Origin of the sequence: Agromyces mangrovi, assembly GCF_030296695.1 — a bacterium.
GTDB classification, from domain to species: Bacteria; Actinomycetota; Actinomycetes; order Actinomycetales; family Microbacteriaceae; genus Agromyces; species Agromyces mangrovi.
The window spans coordinates 1,095,733-1,114,203 of record NZ_AP027737.1; the positions used below are offsets into that span (position 1 = coordinate 1,095,733).

Annotated in this window: 14 protein-coding genes, 1 pseudogene and 1 riboswitch; of the genes and pseudogenes, 6 read left to right on the plus strand and 9 right to left on the minus strand. The window is 67.5% G+C overall.

Features of this window, described 5'->3' with window-relative positions; genetic code table 11:
* Positions 1-63: 63 nt before the first annotated feature.
* The gene (locus QUE38_RS05210; RefSeq protein ID WP_286310545.1) at positions 64-3,594 is read right to left on the minus strand and encodes a family 43 glycosylhydrolase; all 3,531 of its coding nucleotides are present in this window, start codon (positions 3,592-3,594) and stop codon (positions 64-66) included.
* Positions 3,595-3,988: 394 nt separating this feature from the next.
* Here QUE38_RS05210 and QUE38_RS05215 point away from each other — a divergent pair, with 394 nt between their 5' ends.
* Positions 3,989-7,132, plus strand: coding sequence for a M14 family metallopeptidase (locus QUE38_RS05215; RefSeq protein WP_286310546.1), 3,144 nt, complete (start codon positions 3,989-3,991; stop codon positions 7,130-7,132).
* 281 nt (positions 7,133-7,413) lie between these two features.
* Complete coding sequence (locus tag QUE38_RS05220; protein ID WP_286310547.1) at positions 7,414-7,683, plus strand: DUF1876 domain-containing protein; 270 nt, start codon at positions 7,414-7,416, stop codon at positions 7,681-7,683.
* A gap of 105 nt (positions 7,684-7,788) precedes the next feature.
* Here the strand turns inward: QUE38_RS05220 and QUE38_RS05225 are convergent, their stop codons facing one another.
* Positions 7,789-8,199: a hypothetical protein gene (locus tag QUE38_RS05225; RefSeq protein WP_286310548.1), complete on the minus strand. Its 411-nt coding sequence runs from the start codon at positions 8,197-8,199 to the stop codon at positions 7,789-7,791.
* Positions 8,200-8,408: 209 nt separating this feature from the next.
* A complete protein-coding gene (locus QUE38_RS05230) occupies positions 8,409-8,942 on the minus strand; it encodes a hypothetical protein (protein ID WP_286310549.1) in 534 nt (177 codons plus the stop codon).
* Positions 8,943-8,975: 33 nt separating this feature from the next.
* Positions 8,976-9,090: riboswitch (SAM riboswitch) on the minus strand.
* 313 nt (positions 9,091-9,403) lie between these two features.
* Between QUE38_RS05230 and QUE38_RS05235 the strand changes: the two genes are divergently transcribed.
* Positions 9,404-10,084, plus strand: a complete 681-nt coding sequence (locus QUE38_RS05235) for a hypothetical protein (protein ID WP_286310550.1) — start codon at positions 9,404-9,406, stop codon at positions 10,082-10,084.
* Between the two features lie 27 nt (positions 10,085-10,111).
* Here QUE38_RS05235 and QUE38_RS05240 read toward each other — a convergent pair whose 3' ends face one another.
* The 4 genes from QUE38_RS05240 to QUE38_RS05255 all read right to left on the minus strand — a co-directional run bounded on the left by QUE38_RS05240 (position 10,112) and on the right by QUE38_RS05255 (position 13,168).
* Complete coding sequence (locus tag QUE38_RS05240) at positions 10,112-11,845, minus strand: DNA/RNA helicase domain-containing protein (RefSeq protein WP_286310551.1); 1,734 nt, start codon at positions 11,843-11,845, stop codon at positions 10,112-10,114.
* Entirely contained in the window at positions 11,826-12,113 is a 288-nt protein-coding gene (locus QUE38_RS05245; protein WP_433996967.1) for a nucleotide pyrophosphohydrolase, read from the minus strand. Before QUE38_RS05245 ends, QUE38_RS05240 begins: the two co-directional genes overlap by 20 nt.
* 253 nt (positions 12,114-12,366) lie before the next feature.
* Positions 12,367-12,612 carry a hypothetical protein gene (locus tag QUE38_RS05250; RefSeq protein WP_286310553.1) on the minus strand — a complete coding sequence of 82 codons (246 nt, stop codon included), beginning with the start codon at positions 12,610-12,612 and terminating at the stop codon, positions 12,367-12,369.
* A 133-nt stretch (positions 12,613-12,745) separates the two neighbouring features.
* Complete coding sequence (locus tag QUE38_RS05255; protein ID WP_286310554.1) at positions 12,746-13,168, minus strand: hypothetical protein; 423 nt, start codon at positions 13,166-13,168, stop codon at positions 12,746-12,748.
* Between the two features lie 125 nt (positions 13,169-13,293).
* Between QUE38_RS05255 and QUE38_RS05260 the strand changes: the two genes are divergently transcribed.
* The 3 genes and pseudogenes from QUE38_RS05260 to QUE38_RS17450 all read left to right on the plus strand — a co-directional run.
* Positions 13,294-13,695, plus strand: a complete 402-nt coding sequence (locus QUE38_RS05260; RefSeq protein ID WP_286310555.1) for a (deoxy)nucleoside triphosphate pyrophosphohydrolase — start codon at positions 13,294-13,296, stop codon at positions 13,693-13,695.
* A gap of 110 nt (positions 13,696-13,805) precedes the next feature.
* A complete protein-coding gene (locus QUE38_RS05265; RefSeq protein WP_286310556.1) occupies positions 13,806-16,892 on the plus strand; it encodes a DUF3427 domain-containing protein in 3,087 nt (1,028 codons plus the stop codon).
* A gap of 96 nt (positions 16,893-16,988) precedes the next feature.
* Positions 16,989-17,033: pseudogene (locus tag QUE38_RS17450) on the plus strand (hypothetical protein); the annotation flags it as partial.
* 14 nt (positions 17,034-17,047) lie between these two features.
* Here the strand turns inward: QUE38_RS17450 and QUE38_RS05270 are convergent.
* Both QUE38_RS05270 and QUE38_RS05275 read right to left on the minus strand, forming a co-directional pair.
* Positions 17,048-17,395 carry an NYN domain-containing protein gene (locus tag QUE38_RS05270; protein WP_286310557.1) on the minus strand — a complete coding sequence of 116 codons (348 nt, stop codon included), beginning with the start codon at positions 17,393-17,395 and terminating at the stop codon, positions 17,048-17,050.
* Between the two features lie 74 nt (positions 17,396-17,469).
* On the minus strand, positions 17,470-18,396 hold the full coding sequence (locus tag QUE38_RS05275) for a G5 domain-containing protein (RefSeq protein WP_286310558.1): 927 nt from the start codon (positions 18,394-18,396) through the stop codon (positions 17,470-17,472).
* Positions 18,397-18,471: the final 75 nt, after the last annotated feature.

The following is an 18,471-nucleotide window of genomic DNA, read 5'->3' on the forward strand; positions in this document are numbered from 1 at the left end:
GGAACGACGACAGGGCGCCCACCCGCAGGTGGACGCCCCGTCGCGCGAGCGGCGTGCGCGCGCTCAGCTCCCCGGCCGGGCGACCGTCAGCATCGCCCCGGTCGGCCCGGACTGCTCCAGCCGCACCACGCCGGGCACCGCGGATTCGTCCAGCCGCGAGGCATCCGCCCAGTACCCGGAAGCCGGGTTCCGGAAGAACGTGGCCCACGCGGTGCCGTCCTCGTCGATGAACATGTTGTTGTGCCCCGCACCGACGCCGAGCGTGTAGCGCGCGGTGTACGGGCCCTCGAACGAGTCGGACACGGCGACGATCGCGTCGTACTGGTGCTTGCTCCCCGAGCCGCCGAGGTACGACCAGCTCGCGTTCTCACCCGACCCCGACTGCAGCGCCCAGACGGCGTGCATCAGGTAGTACCGCCCGTCGACCTTCGTGACGGTCGCGCCCTCGAGGTACGGCTCCGGCGAGTACGCGGTCTGGGTGAACGTCGGCAGGTCCGTCGGCGTGACGAGCGTCTCCATGTCGTCCGACATCTCGGAGTAGAGGTCGTTGTGCAGCACGAGGTACGTCGTGTCGCCGTCATCGAACAGCCCGCCGTCGATGTGGTACTTCTGCGGGTTGTTCGCGCGCACCGGCTCACCCAGCGGGTGGTCGATGTTCGCCTCGATGTTGCGGTACGGCCCCTCGGGCCCGCCCTCGCTCTTCAGGATGAACGAGCCGGTGAGCGTGCTCTGGTCGCCCATGCACGCCACGAGGTACCAGTCGCCGTCGATGTAGTGCAGCTCCGGCGCCCAGGCGTTGCCCGCGCGCGCGGCCGGGTCGTCCGGGTTCTTCCACGCCTGCCAGTCGGCCACCACCGTGCGATCGGCCGTGTTCTCGTCGACGAACTCCGGCGACCAGACCTTGCCCTTCTGGTGGTCCGAGCGGATGCCGGTGGTGTCGGCGAGCGTCCACGGGCCCTCGAGCGCCGGCGCGGTCCAGACGTAGATGCCGTCGTTCCACGGGGCCGCCTTCTCCAGGCCTTCGGGACGTGTCGTGCCGGTGGCGACGTAGAGCGTCTCGCCGTCGACCTCGAAGCGGTTCACGTACGTGTCCCGCATCCAGACCCGCCCGAGCTCCTCGTCCTGCGGGCGCAGCTCCAGGTCGAGCACCATCGAGTTGTCGTCGCGCAGCTGCAGCTCGTCGCGCGCGTCCGCCGTGGCGTACGGCATCGGGATCGGCCAGCTCACCGGGGTGGTGCGCGGGTCGCCGCCCATGTCGTAGGTGCGCACGTAGTCGAACTCTGCCGTGGCGCCCGTGCGGTTCATCGAGACGAGCCCGATGCGCAGGTCGCCCTGTGCGGCCATCGTCCACACGCCGCCCCACTGCCAGTCCTCGCCGTCCACGCTCGACGCCATGCGGATCTCCCACTCGTCGGCGGCCTCGTCGACCTGCGCGTACAGCCGCAGCCACGTGGTCTCCGCCGCCTCCGCGCCGAACATCGGACCGTTCGCCACGATCGTCGGCGTCGGCGTCGTCGGCCGCTCCGCCTCCTTGCCGAACTCGAGCTGGTGCAGGACCTGCCCGCCCACGCGGTTCAGCGGGAGGACCGTGTGCGTGAGCTTCACGTAGCGGTCGTCGGTCTCGTAGAGCACGAGTCCGGCCTGCTGGGCCGCCTGTGCGGCGTCGAAGGTCAGCTTCGTCTCCACCACGAAGTCGCCCTCCGGCGCATCCCGCAGCAGCACCGACGCGGAGTTGTTCGTGCGGAACAGCTCCGCGTCCTGCGTCGGCCAGACCAGCTCGCCGTCGCTCGTGGTCGGCGCCGACGCGGGCTCGCGCACCCAGGTCCAGCCGTCGTCGCCCGTCGCGGGCGCGCCGTCGGCGTCGAACTCGTCGGAGTGCTCGGGCAGCAGCGCGCCGAGCTGCGGGTCGGGCACGCGCTCGGTGACCGGCTCGTAGAGCGGTGCGGCTGCCAGGTTGTCGCCGTCGACGGATGCCCCGCCGGCCGCGATGCCGATCGCGCCGTTCGACGTGGCGTCCTCGGGCGCCGTCACGGCGACCTCGGCGAGCGGGTCGCGCAGGCCGTCCGCGGAGACCTCCGCGGAGACCGCGTCACCGCGCCACTCGATCGCCACCTGATGCCACGAGCCGTAATCGAACGACTCGGGCAGCGGCGCCGCTTCGGTCGCGACCACGTCACCGTGCCGCACCTCGAGGCGGAACTCGCCCGCCGCGCGGTCGATCCAGGCCGTCGCCCCGTTCTGGCCACGGGCGCCCGCGACCAGTCCGGCCGCGCCGTCGGCGCCGTCCGCCGTGAGACGCAGGTCGGCCTGCACGCGCACGTCGCCGGTCACCTTTGCGGGAGTGATCAGGGCACCGGCGTCCGTCGCCGTCACCCGGGCGAAGCCGCCCGCGTCGGCCTCGTCGGCCGCCATCGCGGTCGCGCCGCCGCGCGTCTTCCAGTCACCCGGCACGCCGCCCTCGAAGGCGCTGCCGAGCATCGCGTCGGTCACCGGAGCGACCTGCTCGCCGCTCGACGGGCCGGCCCCGGCGTTCACGACGGGCCAGCCGTCGATCCAGTCGAGCCGGTCGATCATGAGCGGCCGCTTCGACAGGTTGAGGTTGCCCGCGCGCGTCGCGACCGTCGGGAAGTCGGGGTCACCGGTCGGGATCGCGTGGTAGACCAGCCAGTCCTGGCCGGCGAGGTCGGTCTGGATGGCGTTGTGCCCCGGCCCGGCGAAGCCGTTGCCGTTCGAGGCGAGCACGTAGCCGCCCGTGCTGCCCGCCGTCATCAGGTCGACGCCGTGGTCGTCGAGGAACGGCCCGCGCGGGTTGTCGGCGCGCCCGACCTTGACGGTGTAGCCGCTGAATGATCCGTCGCAGCATCCGGCGTCGGAGTACATGAGGTAGTACCAGCCGTCGCGTTGCACGACGAAGCCACCCTCCATGCGCCGCGCCTGGCCGATCTGCGTCACCTCGCCGACGAGCTCCGTGGCGTCGGCGTTCAGCTCGGACACGCAGATGTTGTCGTAGCTGCCCCAGTACAGGTAGTGCGTGCCGTCGGTGTCGGTGAACAGCGCCTGGTCGATGTTGCCCGTCGGGCACCCGGCCACCTGCGCGCCGCCGAAGTAGCGGCCCTCGTCGGTCCACGGACCGGTCGGCGTCTCCGCGGTCAGCAGCGCGACCCCGCCGTTCGAGAGCGAGTACGTGAGGTGGTACCGCCCGTCGATGTAGCGGATGTCGGGGGCCCACGGGCGCGTGCCGCCCGCCCAGTACGACGGCAGCTCGGCACCCTCGGGGTACACGTCGCCGACGTACTCCCAGTCGACCATGTCGGTCGAGCGGAGGATCGGCAGGATGTGCTCGCCCTCCTCGCCGCTGCTGTTGAAGATGGGGTTGGTGGTGCCGTAGGCGTAGTACGCGCCGTCCTTGGCACGGATCATCGCGGGGTCGGGGAACGTGTCGACCACGCCCGCGCTCACCGGGTTGGTGTACGTGCCTGGCGTCTCGGCGGCGGCCGCCTCGGGCGGCCCCGCGATCGCGGGGAGGCCCCCACCGATCAGGAGGGCCGCCGCGAGCGCGGCCACCGCCCCGGCGTGCGCTGTTCTGCTTCGCAAGATGTGCTCCTTCTCCATCGAAGTCGCCGCGCGGGCGCGCGACCGCACGCGCGCCGCGGTGGCGCACGTGACCATGGGCGAGCGGCGCCCGGCCCGATCGTCATCGCGTCGGATACCCGGGGGCGCTCGCCCGGAGTTGCTTCGACAGTCATTGCACAAGGGCCCGATTTTTCCGTCAAGACGCCGACGGAAAGGTCGTCGGATTCGGTTCGCGGCGCGGCGGTGAGATGAGCGGCCTGGTGCGCCGGGCGCACGTTCTCGCCACCCGACGCATGATTCTGCATGCGCCTGCCGGCTGCACGACGCAAACCGTGCGCGACCGGCGGAACCCTTGACCTCGGCGTCGCCGCAAGAGGAACATGGCGACCGTTCATGCCCGAACCAAGGGGGTTCCATGTTCCGCCGCATCGCCGTCGTGATCGCATCCGCACTGGTCATCACGGGGGTGAGCGCGGCGCCGAGCGTGGCAGCACCACCCGACGACGACCTGCCGGCCGTCTACACCGGCACGGTCGACCAGAAGGGGCTGGCGGCGATCGTCGCGCTCGGGGTCGACCGCCACGACGTGGTCGCGTCGCCCGGCGACGAGGAGGGCGAGGTCGACGTCGAGGTGATCCTCGGCACGAGCCAGGCCGACGAACTCGCGGCGAAGGGCATCGACCTCGCCGCGAAGGAGACGACGCCACCGCAGCAGCGGCTGCGGCTCTTCTCCGAGCCGACGGGCGTGTTCCGCACCTATGGCGGTGCTGGCGGTATCCAGGAGGAGCTGCAGCAGCAGGCATCCGAGAACCCCACCATCGCCGAGTACGTCGTGTTCGGGCAGACGGTGAACGGCACCGACATCGCCGCCGTGCGGGTCACGAAGAACCCGGCGAAGGCGAAGCCGGGCGACCGGCCGACCACCGTGTTCGCCGCCGCGCAGCACGCACGCGAGTGGATCACGCCCGAGATGGTGCGGCGCCTGCTCGACGATGTCGTGAACGGCTACGGCACGGATGCCCGCATCACCGAACTGGTGAACACGACCGAGATGTGGTTCATCCCGGTCGCGAACCCCGACGGCTACGACTTCACCCACGAGGACCCGGCGAACCGGCTCTGGCGCAAGAACCTGCGCGAGATCAACGGCCAGCCGGGCATCACCACCGGTGACGGCGTCGACCTCAACCGCAACTACCCGACGCGCTGGGGCTACGACAACGAGGGCTCGTCGCCGAACCCGACCAGCGAGACGTACCGCGGGCCGGAGCCGGCGTCCGAGCCCGAGACGCAGGCGCTGATCGGCCTGTTCGAGGACATCACGCCCGAGTTCTTCGTCAACTACCACTCGGCCGCCGAGCTGCTGCTCTACGGCATCGGCTGGCAGGTCTCGACGCCGTCGCCCGACGACGTGATCTACGAGGCGATGGTCGGCGACGACGACAACCCGGCGGTGCCGGGCTACGACCCCGACATCTCGGCCGAGCTGTACACGACCAACGGCGACACCGACACGCACCTGCAGGCCGCGTTCGGAACGCTGGGCTTCACGCCCGAGATGTCGACCTGCGAGGTGGCGTCGGCCAAGTACGACGACGACGAGTGGGAGCCGGGCGCCTGCCAGAGCGGCTTCAACTTCCCCGACGACGAGCGCCTCATCCAGGAGGAGTACGAGGCGAACATCCCGTTTGCGCTCGCGGTCGCCGAGTCGGCACTCGACCCTGACGACCCGGTGTCGGTCGTCGGCCTCGACGCGGCCGACTTCGTGGTCGACTCGTTCGACGTGTCGTACGGTGACCCGCAGACCGTCGCGGTGACCGCGAAGCGCGCGATCAAGGCGAAGAAGATGTGGTTCTCGATCAACGGCGGCGACGCGGTCGACCAGAAGGTGACCGAGTGGACCGGTGGCGAGCGCTACGGCTTCGAGAACGCCGACTACTACGCCGAGTACCGCGCGGAGGTGTCGGGCGCGAGCCCGGGCGACGAGGTCGAGGTGTGGTTCACCGGCACCGCGACCGCGAAGGACGTCGGGCCCGGCAACGCCGGACCGGTCGAGTCGGAGCACTTCACCTACGTGCTGGAGGAGGACTCGGATGCCCCGGTGCTGGTGCTCGCCAACGAGGACTACACCGGCGTGAACCCGACGTACAGCGGCGTCTCGGCGCCGAAGTACGCCGATGCGCACGTGGACGCGCTCGCCGCCAACGGCGTGGCATCCGCCGTCTGGGATGTCGACGCGCAGGGCGTGCCGCATCCGCTCGGCGTGCTGTCGCACTTCGACGGGGCCATCTGGTACCAGGGCGACAACCGGCTCACCCAGGACCCGGAGGACGAGATCACCCTCACGCCGTTCGGCCCGCTGCCCGACTCCTCGGTCGCCGAGCGCCAGCAGTACCTGACGCTCGCCATGCGCGACTTCATGAACGAGGGCGGCAAGCTCGCCACGGCCGGTGAGACCGCGCAGTGGTACGGCTTCATCAACGACATCGGGCTGGGCGGCATCTACTACGGCCTGAACGGCGACCCGACGGCCGACTGCGTGGTGCAGACCGACTTCTTCGGCGACTGCCTCATCCTGGCCGATGACTTCGCGCAGTACTGGCTGGGCGGGTACTCGCGGTTCGACGCCGGCGGGCAGACCGGCGCGACGGGCATCGCGTCGCCGTTCGAGGGCCTCGCGGTCGAGTTCGGCGGGCCCGCGACCGCGGACAACCCGGTCGACGAGGTGGGGCAGTTCGTCGCGACGAGCGACGTGCTGCCGGTGAGCGACTTCCCCGACTTCGCCAGCGAGGCGGTGGCGACCTACGCCGACCCGTACTCGCCGGTCGAGGGCGAGTACCTGGCGCTCGCGGCGCACGTCGACGACGGCTACCAGCGGCTGGCCCGCACGTTCGACCTGACGTCGGTCGCCCCGGGCGACGTGCCTCGCTTCGAGGCGCAGATCGGGTTCAACACCGAGGCGGGCTACGACAACGTCATCGTCGAGGTGCACACCGTCGGCGCCGACGACTGGACGACGCTGCCCGACAGCAACGGCAACACGTCGACCACGGTGCCGACCGAGTGCGAAGAGGACTTCCTCCTCGACGAGCACCCGTTCCTGGAGAACTACCTCACCCGCGGCGACCCCTGCCTCCCGACCGGCGACACCGGCGAGTGGAATGCGATGACCGGATCCTCCGACGGGTTCGTGCCGGTCTCGTTCGACCTGTCGGCCTACGCGGGCTCAGAGATCGAGCTCGTCGTGAGCTACGTGACCGACCCGCTCACGGGCGGCCTCGGAGTCGTGCTCGACGACACCAAGCTCGTCACCGGGGTCGATACGGTCACCGAGGCGGAGGGCTTCGAGACCGACCTCGGTGCGTGGTCGGTGCTCGGCGCCCCGGCCGGCAGCCCGACCAACTTCGGCGACTGGGAGCGCAGCATGGGCTTCGCTCCTGTCGGCGCGGTGGTCGCGACCGACCACTCGCTGCTCTTCGGCTTCGGCCTCGAGCAGCTCGCGACCGACGAGGAGCGCAACGAGGTGGTGGCGGGCATCCTGTCGCACTTCGGGCTCTGAGTCCGACGGCGCCGACCCGTCGCGCGCCTGCGGTAGAGGGCGGCGGATGCCTCGGGGCATCCGCCGCCCTCACCATGTGCCGGGTCCCTCGCACACCCGCCTCCCGAAAGCATGCAATCGCGCCGAGAACGCGGCGTGTCTGCATGCTTTCGCGGCGGATCGGTCAGGTCTGCATGTTTTCGGGAGGGCGGCCGCGAGTGAGGGCAGACGATCGGGCTGGCCGCGCCCGCCGCACGCGCCTACGCTGGAGGTGGAACACACACGGAAAGGTGGTGAGTTCCATGCACGCGACGAAGCTCTGGGACGTCACCGTCGAGATCGACGAAGAAGAGGACTCCACGACCGCGCTCGCCAGCATCCTGACGCCGGCGGGGCGCGAGGTCACCGGCCGCGGCAAGGCCGCACGAAATCCGCTCGACCCGGACGTGCCCGCGATCGGCGACGAGCTCGCGGTCGCCCGCGCGCTGCGCGACCTCGCCGAGCGCCTCCTGCACACGACCGAGCGCGACATCACGAACCTCACGGGCGAGCCGGCGCACGTGCACCGGTAGCATCCGCTGCCCTCGGTTCTCTGCGGGCCCAACTTCTCTGCGGGCCCCAACGCCGACGGGGCGCCCCACCCGCAGGTGGAACGCCCCGTCGCAGACGTGCGCCGCCTATGCGTCGTCGAGCGAGACGCGGTGCGGGTTCGCCGTATTGCCGACGCCGGACTCGGTGATCGTCACGTACTCCCACGTGCCCCAGACCGCGAGTTCGGGGTCACCGGTGTAGCGCGGGTCGGACTCGTGCACGATCAGGTACGTGTAGACGCCGTCGTCGCACGTGACCTTGTTGAAGATCCACCCGTCGTTCAGGTACGGGTCACCGCCGAAGTCGCCGCGGTAGTTCACCACGTACTCGCAGCCGTACTGCTCGAGCGTGTAGTGCCCGACGACCTTGCCCCCTTCCCGCTTCTGGTGGCCCGGAACCGCGGTGTCCGGCACGTACGCCTGGGCGGGCACAGCTGCGCCGAGCGTGAGCGCTGCGGCGCCGGCGAGCACGGCCAGCGACTTCGCGAGTGTCTTCACATGAACTCCTTCGTTGCGTGACGCGGGCCGGATCCCCCGGCCCGCCCTTCCACCGTGCGAGACCCGCCGCGCGATCTACAGCCCCAGAGCAGGTGCCCCCAGAGCTGGGGATGTGGACAACTGGATGCGCCGCCGGCCACGGTGTAGCCATGCGTGCCTACGCGAGACCGGCGTGCCCCGCTCGACCGCGCGGCGTCGACCAGTCCGCTTCAGGCCGTGAGCCAATCCGTGCCGTCACGCCCGCGGATGAACCCGCCCGGCCACGAGCGTCGGTCGCCGTCGATCACGAGGTCGGCGGCGCGCAGCGGCGTGAGCCCGGCGGCGACGAACTCGAGCCAGTCGGCCCAGTCCGCGGCGATGAGCGTGAGCGACGGGTAGCCGACCACCATCGTGTCGATCACGAACCGTCCGTCGTCGCGGGCCCGCAGTTCGTCGACGCGCTTGGCGATCGCGAGGCGCAGCAGCATGAACTCGGCCGGGCCGAATCCCACCGCCTCCAGCGCCATCGCCTGCGCGGTCCAGTCGATGATGTGCACCGATCCCCCACTCCTGATGCGGGCGGCCGCGAACGTCATGATGGTCGGCCCCGGGAACGTGGGCGGGAAGTCGAGCAGCGCGCGGCACCACTCGAGGCGACGCGGTTCGGGCATGCCGCCCCACGGGTCGTCGGCGGTCGGGACCCAGTGCCCCGAGGCATCCGTTTCGTGCTCGCGGTGGTGCTCGAAGTACTCGTCTGCGGGCATGGTCGTTCCTCTGTGCTCTGGAGGCGCACGGCCCCCATCGACTTGCCCGCGACGGATGCCGCGGGCCGGTTCTTCCCCTGGGGCACCCCGCTCGATGGGAGGAGGGTTGCCGGGCAGCCGGCCAGGTACCGACAGCTGCCACTCGAGCGCATCACCTGGTTCCTCGACCGCAACTACCCGTGCCGCTGCACCGACCCCGAGTGCCCGGGCAACGAGTACGAGGCGATCACGCTGCTCGAGATGATCCGCGACGACATCGCACCGGATGCCGCGCGCGAGATCTTCCGCCTGCGCGTCCGCCTCGGCGAGATCGTCGTCGTCGACCGCCCGGGCGACGGGCTCGACGAGAACTAGGGCAGCGGATGCCTCGTGCCGGCACCGGCATCCCTTCTGCGCGCCTCGGGCCGTCGCTTCCTACCGTGCCCCTGTGTCGCTCAGCTTGCTCGGGTATCGTCCCTCGGGTGTTCTCGTACACCCACCTCACCGACCGTTCCGCCGTCGACCGCGCGCTCGAGGAGTTCGATCGCCTCGGCCGGGATGCCTTTCTGCACACGTACGGCTTCGGCGAGGCCCGCGACTACTTCCTGGTGACCGAGTCTGGCCGCTACGACTCGAAGGCGATCTTCGGAGTCGCCTTCGGCAACCAGTTCGGCGTGACCCCGGGCCCCGACGTCTTCAGCGGCGGCCGCACCGGCGCCGCCGGCCGCCTCGCCGAACTCGGCTACACGATCGAGGGCATCGACGACCGCAAGGCCCGCCAGACCTTCCTCACCTTCGACGAGGCGCTCGAGGCGCGGCCTCTCCCGCTGGGCAACGTCGACGCCGCCCGCCGCTTCCTCGCCCGCCGCGACGACGCCGAGTTCTACGTGCCCTCGTCTGGCGCCTACATCGCCGCGGTCCCCCGCAAGGGAAACGCGACCGCCTTCATCCACAGCGACTACATCTCCTGGCGCACCTCGAAGGGCGAGGCGGAGCTGACCCCGCTCACCGCCGCTCGTGCTCGTGCCGCCGGCTCGTCGCGCGCTTCGGGCGCGACCCGAGCGCCTCGCACTCCTCGCGTCGTCGTCCCCGAGCGCGTCGAGTCGATCTGCCCGACGTGCACCATGGTGCTCCCGGTCAGCGGCGAGTGCGAGTTCTGCTGACGGTAAGGCAGACGTCGACCGGCGCGCTTAGGCAGTTGACGAGGGTACGAAGCGTCGGAGGTACTCCCGCAACGCCGGATCACACGCGTAGACGAACGTGCCTCGCATTCCTCGCGAAAGCAACACACCGTAGATGTTGGTGATGAAGCGCAGCAGATCCTCGTCCGAGTACTCGATACCGAGCTTCGGGTTGTTCTCCTTGCCTTTCTTGTCGTAGTAGGAGTCCCGATCGATGTACATCCGCCCGGCGTACGCGTCGTAACGCAGTTCGGGCCCGATGATCACGCCCGCGTAGTTGAGGTCGTATCCCTGAACTGTGTGAATCGAACCCACCTCGTCAAGGGATCCGGGCGTATTGATCCAGTCGACCTGCGTACTGTTCCAGCGCAACCGACGACCGTCGAGTTCAATGTCGATTGCGTTGGGGTCCGACTTCGATCGGTATGGCCAGGCGTAGCCTGCCGCCAAGCGCGCGAGACCGAACTCCTTGTCACGATCCCGGATTGCGTCATGCATCTCACCGACATCGTCGAAGAGACGCAACTCGTAGCCTTCGAATACTCGAGCCTGCACCGGCGATGCCTGCAGGATCTTCCTGATGAAGTCGAGGTAGTCGGCCCCTGCGAGGACACGCATCTGGGATGCAAGCGGATAGAACCGGTGACTGCCACGCGTCTCGTCAATGAGGGCGTCGAGCACGGGCGCGGGCAGGTCTGCTGGCCGAACGCTCTGCGCCGCATCCAGCAGAAACACCTGGTGGGTGCTCTTCGCGCGGATCCAGTCTAGTTGCGTCTTGGCCAGATCGTCCTTGCCGAACAGCTTCACGTTGTTCTCGGCGAACTGCTTGTTCAAGGGCCCCGAGGGTTGATTTGCGCGCTGATTCAGCCGGTGAGCTTCATCGACAATGAGGAGATCGAAGTGCTCGTCGCTTCCGCCGATCTCGAACGGCGTCAACACGAGGTCGGCGCCCAATGCCGGGGTCTTCTTGAAGACGTTCTGGATGGACTTTCGGAGCGACTGCTGCGGCACAACAAGACCGATCTTGAAGCCGCGGAGAAGGTCGGGGTATCCCTCGGCGAAGAAGTCCGAGAAGAGCGAGTCGGCGTCCGGCTTGTCGTGCGGGTTCGCGACTTGAATGTCGCGAAGCAGCTTCATCAAGAAGATCCCGACGATGGTCTTCCCTGTGCCCGGATCCCCCTGCACAACGATCGTGCTCTGTCGGTCGTGCTCAAGGTCCTCGAAAAGCCCCTCGAGAATGTCCTCGACGGCGATCGCCTGGTCATCGTTCAGAGCTTTGAACGGCGACAGCTTAAAGAAGTCGCTATTCTCGATGTGCACGCGATCTCGCGTGAACATCCCCTGCTCGCGCAGTTCCTCGAAGATCTGGTCGAACGACTCGCGGTAGCGACGACGGTCGTAGTAGTCCGAGTCAGTGATGCCCTCGTTCCGGTTCAACACCTTGAACTGCCCGTCGGCTGCGAAGAGTCGAATGAGGTAGGACTCCAAGTCGAGGCATGCCGACTTGTTGAACCGCTCGTCGATGACGATCCTCATCGCCTGAAGACGGTGTCGCTGCTTGTCGGGTGAGTCGAGGTGCTGACGCATGCGAACAACCGCGTTGAGCGTCTCTCCGATGTAGATCTCACGTTGATTACTCAACGTGTAGACCACGGGCCAGTTGGCGTGTCGTCCTTCGGGATCGACCCAACTCTTCAGGGCTCCCGGATCAAACGGAAGATGCTCAATCCTGAAGTCGGTCATACTTCGTGCTTCGGTCGCGGGCGAGGTCCGCCGGGTACTTCTCGCGGGTGACCTCAAGCTTGTCCAGCACGATCTGTTCGGGGTCGACCCCGAGCTTGTCGGCAAGCAAGATGCAGTAGGTCAGCACATCCGCAAGTTCCTCGGCAACCCGCGCCGAGTCTGCGTCAGCGCCCCACTGGAAGCACTCAAGAAGCTCTGCGGACTCAATTGAGATGCTCTTGGCAAGATTCTCGGGAGAGTGAAACTGCTCCCAGTTACGCTCTGCCATGAAGCGCCGAAGCGCCTCTCGAACCTCTGCACTCGCCACGCATCGCAGCGTAGCAGCGGTGTCGTGCACAGGATCGGCGACCTGAGTGGGTGGCGGCGTGCTGGCGGTGCTCAGCTATGTCACCAGGCTGTCGCAGGATGTGAGTCACGTGCGTGTGAATCAGAGGCCCATGTGCTCGTGTTCCCTCGCGGGCTGGACCCGGCCAGTCGACCAGTGAGTCTGTGCGACCGCTGGTAGCCGAAGGACTGCGGCGCTACGGGAGCGCCTTCTTCGCGGAGATGATCGCGGCACGGATGATCAGGAAGAGCGCTCCAAGGTTGAACGCGACCGCGCCGGCGGAAAGGCAAAGCACGCCGAGCACCAGCAGGGGCGGAGGTACAGAGTACGAGTCCAGCGCCACGCCGTAGAACACGCCGCCGAGGAGCATCAGCCCTATCCCCAGCACGACTGCGGTCCACGCGCTCTGCGGTCCCTTGTCCGTGTCACTAGTGTTCGTCATTCGTCTTTCCTTCGAGTCTGCGTGGACGAGTCCAGGGTGGAAGAGCTGCGTGGCTTTCGCGACCCCCAGTACTGGTGGCGCCGCGGCACTTCTCTCCAACCACCGGGAAACGTGTTGATCAGGCCACCGGACACTAGCTCGGAATTCGGACGAGGGGATGCATGCCGCGATCCGGACCGTCCCGCGCCCGCCGCCCCGTACCGCGCTGCCGCTGCGCCCGCCGCTCATCCAGCAACGCGATCCGCCGCCGCATCACCGTGAGCAGCGCCGCGACCCGACGCCGCTGGTGCGGGTCGAGCGCGCCGGCCGCGTCGAGCGTGCTCGCCTGTGCGGCGAGCGTCTGCACGCACAGCACGGTGTCGTGGCGGAACGTCTGGAACGCCTGCTCCGGGCGCGCGGCGAGACGGTCGAGCCGATCGTCGAGCACCAGCAGCCACAGCTCGTGTTCCTGCACGTCGGCGAAGAACTGATCGCGGATGCCGCGGGGCAGCGGAGCACCCGGAACGCGGCGCCGGTCCGCGTCGGCGGCGAGGTCGTGGTGCGAGTCCGAGCTCATCTGAGGCTCCTCGGGGACTCCAGCCGCAGCCGAAGATCACAACGCTAGAGGGAGCCTCCGACATCGGAAGAGGCATGCCCGCCTTGGGACCACTCGCCCGCAATCGGGCTCGCTACGGTTGTGTCATGCCAGCAGCGCTTGAAGTCGTCGCCGCCGCGATCCACAGCGACGGCAGAGTTCTCGCGTGCCGCCGCCGACAGGGCAAGGCGGCCGCCGGCATGTGGGAGTTCCCGGGCGGCAAGGTCGAGAGTGGGGAGCGACCAGAGTCTGCACTCCAGCGCGAACTGCTCGAGGAGCTTGGCGTGGAGGTTCAGGTTGGAGATCTCATCGATCGAAGCAGCACAACGGTAGGCGCTCTGACAATCGACCTCGCGACCTATTGGGTGTCGCTCGTCGACGACCACCCAACGGAGAGCACCGACCACGATCAACTCGAATGGCTCAGTCCGGAACAGCTCCCAACTCTTGAGTGGGCAGAGCCGGACCTGCCAGCGGTCCTGGCGATCACTCGCCAGTCTTCGCGCTGAGCGAGCGAGAGGACTACGTCACACGAACTGGGGGCAGTTTGCCCCGCCGGATTCATGGGACCTGTCACCGGCTCATGACAGTCTGAGTTGCAACCGACGAAGGGGATCACGTGCTCGACGGCCTGTACGAGAGCCCGCTCACCGTGCGGCTGCGCCAGGCTCTGAACGAGCTGTCAGATCAACGCCACGATCTCAGCCATGTCGATGAAGCGGACCAACCAGCGTTTCTCGCGCAGCACATCCTCCAGGCAGCCGAACACGCGCTGAGCGGTGCGCGCTCGACAGAGGATCGCGTGCGAATCACCAACGCTGTGCTCAACGCACTCGGCCGCGACGAAGAGATGATCGACTCGGGGATGCAGCGGCTGGATTTCATCACACACAGTGCCGCCCCCGGTGTTATCGAGTACTCGGCACGGCGGCCATCCATCCCGCTTGCCGAGACGGCCCTTCTGACGAACGCACGCGACGAGCCGCAACTGGGGCACGAATTGCGCGCCGAGTTGGAGAGCGCAGACCACGTCGATCTCCTGTGCGCTTTCGTGAAGTGGCCCGGACTGCGCATTCTCGAGGACCCGCTGGAACGCCTGAAAGACCGCGGCGCACCGCTTCGAGTCGTGACGACCACATACATCGGCGCGACCGATCCATTCGCACTTCGCGCGCTCGTGGAGCGCTACGACGCCCAGATCAAAGTGCAGTACGACATTCGACGCACCCGGTTGCACGCCAAGGCGTGGCTGTTCCGCCGGGACTCGACATTCGACACCGCGTACGTGGGGTCGTCAAACCTCTCACGCGCAGCCCTGCTCGATGGGCTGGAGTGGAACGTGCGACTCTCGCGAATCGCGACACCGAGTCTCATCACGAAGTTCCGGGCAACATTCGATACCTACTGGTCGGATGCCACGTTTGAGGAGTACGTTCCCGACCGAGACGAAGAACGTCTCCGAGACGCGCTTGCCGAGGCATCCGGCACCAAGTCCACCGACCGGGTAACGATCTCGCTCTCCGGTCTCGATGTGCGGCCGTATCCGCATCAATCCGAGATGCTGGAGTCGCTCGCCGCGGAGCGTCAGACACACGATCGGCACAGAAACCTCATCATCGCCGCGACAGGAACCGGCAAGACGGTGGTGGCCGCCCTCGACTACAAGCGACTCGTCGCCGAGGCCGGCGCAGATCTCCGGCTGCTCTTCGTCGCGCATCGTGGAGAGATCCTTCGGCAGTCGCTTCGCACTTACCGCGAAGTGCTCGCGGATGCGAGCTTCGGTGAAGAGTTCCACGGCGGTGCCCGGCCAACGCAGTGGAAACATGTCTTCGCTTCAGTGCAGTCGCTTTCGCACTATGCAATTGAGCAGGTGCCCGCAGACGCCTTCGATGTCGTCGTCATCGACGAGTTTCACCACGCCGAGGCACCGACCTATCGACGCCTCATCGACCACCTGCGCCCCACCGAACTGCTTGGACTGACCGCGACGCCGGAGCGCTCAGACGGCATCGACGTACGTTCGTTCTTCGAGGGACGAAGCGCCTCGGAGCTCCGGCTCTGGGATGCGCTCAAGGCCGATCTTCTCGTGCCGTTTCACTACTTCGGCATTGCGGATGACACGGACCTCTCGCGTCTCGAATGGAAGCGAGGGTCATACGACACGAGCGCCTTGAGCGCCCTGTACACCGGCAACGATGCCCGCGCACGGATCGTGCTCCGCCAGGTACGCGACAAGATCGGCGACGTAGGTGAGATGCGCGCGCTCGGCTTCTGCGTCAGCGTTGAGCACGCGCGTTATATGACACAGGTCTTCAATGAAGCCGGCATACCGTCCGTGACTGTGACCGGAGACACTCCAAGGGGCGAGCGCCGTGCCGCAGTCCGCGACCTCGAGCAGGGAGACGTGAACGCGATATTCACGGTCGACGTGTTCAATGAGGGCGTCGACATTCCACAGGTCGACACCGTGCTGTTTCTTCGCCCGACCGAGAGCGCGACGATCTTCATCCAGCAGCTCGGACGTGGACTCCGGCACCACCCGTCGAAAGCGGTCCTGACCGCACTTGACTTCGTCGGCCACCAGCGCACCGAGTTCCGATTCGACCGACGATTCCGGGCGTTGACCGGCGTGTCTCGCGGGGCACTCAAACGAGAGGTCGAGCAGCAGTTCCCCTTCCTCCCTGCAGGATCGCAGATCATGCTGGATCGGGTCAGCCGCCGCATCGTGCTCGACAGTATTCGCCGCCAGCTGTCGCTCAACGCACGCGAACTTGCATCCGACGCCCGCTTGACCGGCGTGACGAGCCTTAGGGAGTTCCTTGCGGCTCAAGACCTGGAACTCAGCGATCTCCTGCGATCGAGTGGGAAGCCCCGCACCTGGACCACCATCAAGCGTGATGCCGGCCTCGAAGTTCCGAACCCAGGCCCAAACGAAACTCCTCTGCTCAAACGCGTCCGCGCCCTCGCGCATGTGGACGACCCTGAGCGCGCGGAGGCATACCTTCGAATACTCCGCGACCCCGCCAACGTTCCCAGCGACCCGCTTCAGCGACGATTCGCCGAGATGCTCTTCTACTCGCTCTGGCCAACCGGGGGCGGCTGGAACTCGATCGACGAAGGCCTCGCTTCTCTGAACCAGGAACCCGCCGTGGCTGCCGAGCTCGCAGAGGTCATCGAGCTCGCGCAGGACGCATCACGACACGTGGTCAACATCCCTTCCGAGATGGAGGGCACCCCACTTCGAACGCACGCGCAGTACCAGCGAGAGGAAGTGCTCTCAGCGCTCAGCTGGGCGTCCCTGGCGAAGCCACCCTCGCAGTTTCGAGAAGGCGTGCTCTGGTCAGAGCGCTGGAAGAGCGACGCGTTCTTTGTCACGCTCAAGAAGTCCGAGGCCGACTACTCCCCCTCCACCCTGTATCGGGACTACGCAATCAGCCCATCGCTGTTCCACTGGGAGTCGCAGTCCACGACGTCCGAGTCTTCACCCACGGGCCAGCGCTACATCAGTCACGCCGCGCGAGGCAGCACGGTGCTGCTGTTCGTGCGCGAGGCAGGCAAGAACGATCTGGGAACCTCGCCGTACACGTTCCTCGGTCCGGCGAAGTACGTCTCCCACGAAGGCGAACGTCCGATCTCGTTCACGTGGCGCCTGGATTCACCGATGCCGACCGACCTCTACCTGGCAGCAAGTGCTGTCGCCGCCTAGCGACATGGGACGAGCGGCACGCCTGGCAGCGGAGGTTCTCGACTGATGCCCTCACAGGTCGCTTGGCTCGATGCCTCGAGCGAAGAGCAACGCCGGATGCGCGACATCATCCGCTTGTTCGCCGACCGCGAGAGTCGCGATGAACTCGGGCTGGGTCAGATTCGCGACGCCATCGCGGACTCGCTCTTCAAGTCGCTGTCGCTCGAGACGATGCAGAACGCCTGGAAGCGGCCCATGGAGAGCAGGTCCATCGCGTCGATGATGAGGGCGCTGTCGGTCGCGTTCTTGCCGACGGTGTTCGCGAACTGCTGCATCGGCTGGATCACGTGCTCGCTCGCCGCCGCCTTCCAGCTGCCGAGCTGCGGTTTCGTCCAGTCGCCGTAGACGCGTTTGACCGACGCCGTGCAGAATTGCGTGATCTCGGTGAGCACGGCGCCGATGCGCGAAGGCGAGACGTTGTCGGCGTCGATGAGGACCGCGATGAGGTCGTTGGGCTGGGCCATTGGGCAAGTGTGGCAGGGGTGGGCGTGCCGGTCGGTTCGGTTTTCCACCCCTGCCGCAGTGGGCTACCCGAGGCCTACCACTCGCAGGCCCAACCGTCGCCGTCGCGGTCGAGGTCGTAGACGTCCGGCCCGATGACCTGCACTGGCCCGCGGACGTATGCAGGTCCATTGCCGGAGCCCCCTGCACAGTCGACATCAGATGCGATGGGCACACATGCCCCCGTGTAATTGGGATGGCAGTCGTTCGACGGTGCTGGGGCGGGCGCCGGCGCGGGCGGCGGAGGGGGCGGCGGCACGTACGTGCCCTTCGCCACGACCTTCTGGGTCGGCTCGATCGTCACCTCGTCGGAGATCTGCTCCCGGCTGATCTCGACACCGTCCTCATACGTCACCTCGTACGTGATCGTCCGCTCGCCGTTCTTGCCGTCGATCCGGATCTCGTACTTCCCCTTCTCGAGGCTCGAGTCGTCGACGAGCTTCTTGTCGAACGGGACGGCTTCACGCTCTTCAACCGTCTCGGTGGTGATCACCGGTTCGGGCGTTGGCGTCGGGGTTGGCGTCGGCGTGGACGTCTCGTCGACCCCCGCAGCCACCTGGGCCGAAGCGTCAGATGTCTCGGTCGTCTGAGCGCGTCCATCTGCCGCCGAGACGGATGCGCCCGCGCTGAAGAACACCAGCGCGCCGACGAGCACGAGAATCGCGGTGGAGCGCGACCGAATCCTCAGGGCACGGACCGACCCGCGGACCAGGGCGTAGAGGCCCACGAGGCCGACGACGATGCCGAGCAGGATCAGCAACCCGCCGAGGCCACCGATCGCGACGAACAACACCGCGACGACGAACGCCAGCACCGCGGCGACGATCCAGAAGCCCCGAGCGTTTCGTTGCTTGTTCACGTCGGCGGCGTGACTGTCCAGGTACGCGTCGGTCCAGGCGAGACCGTTCCACCACCGCTGTCTTCCAGATCCGTCGTCGTACCAGCCGGGTTTCGCATTCGCCATCGTTAGTGAGGATCCCTTCAAGAACAGCTTCCCCGAGGCTATGTGGAGGAGGGATGCACCCAAACCCCCCAACTC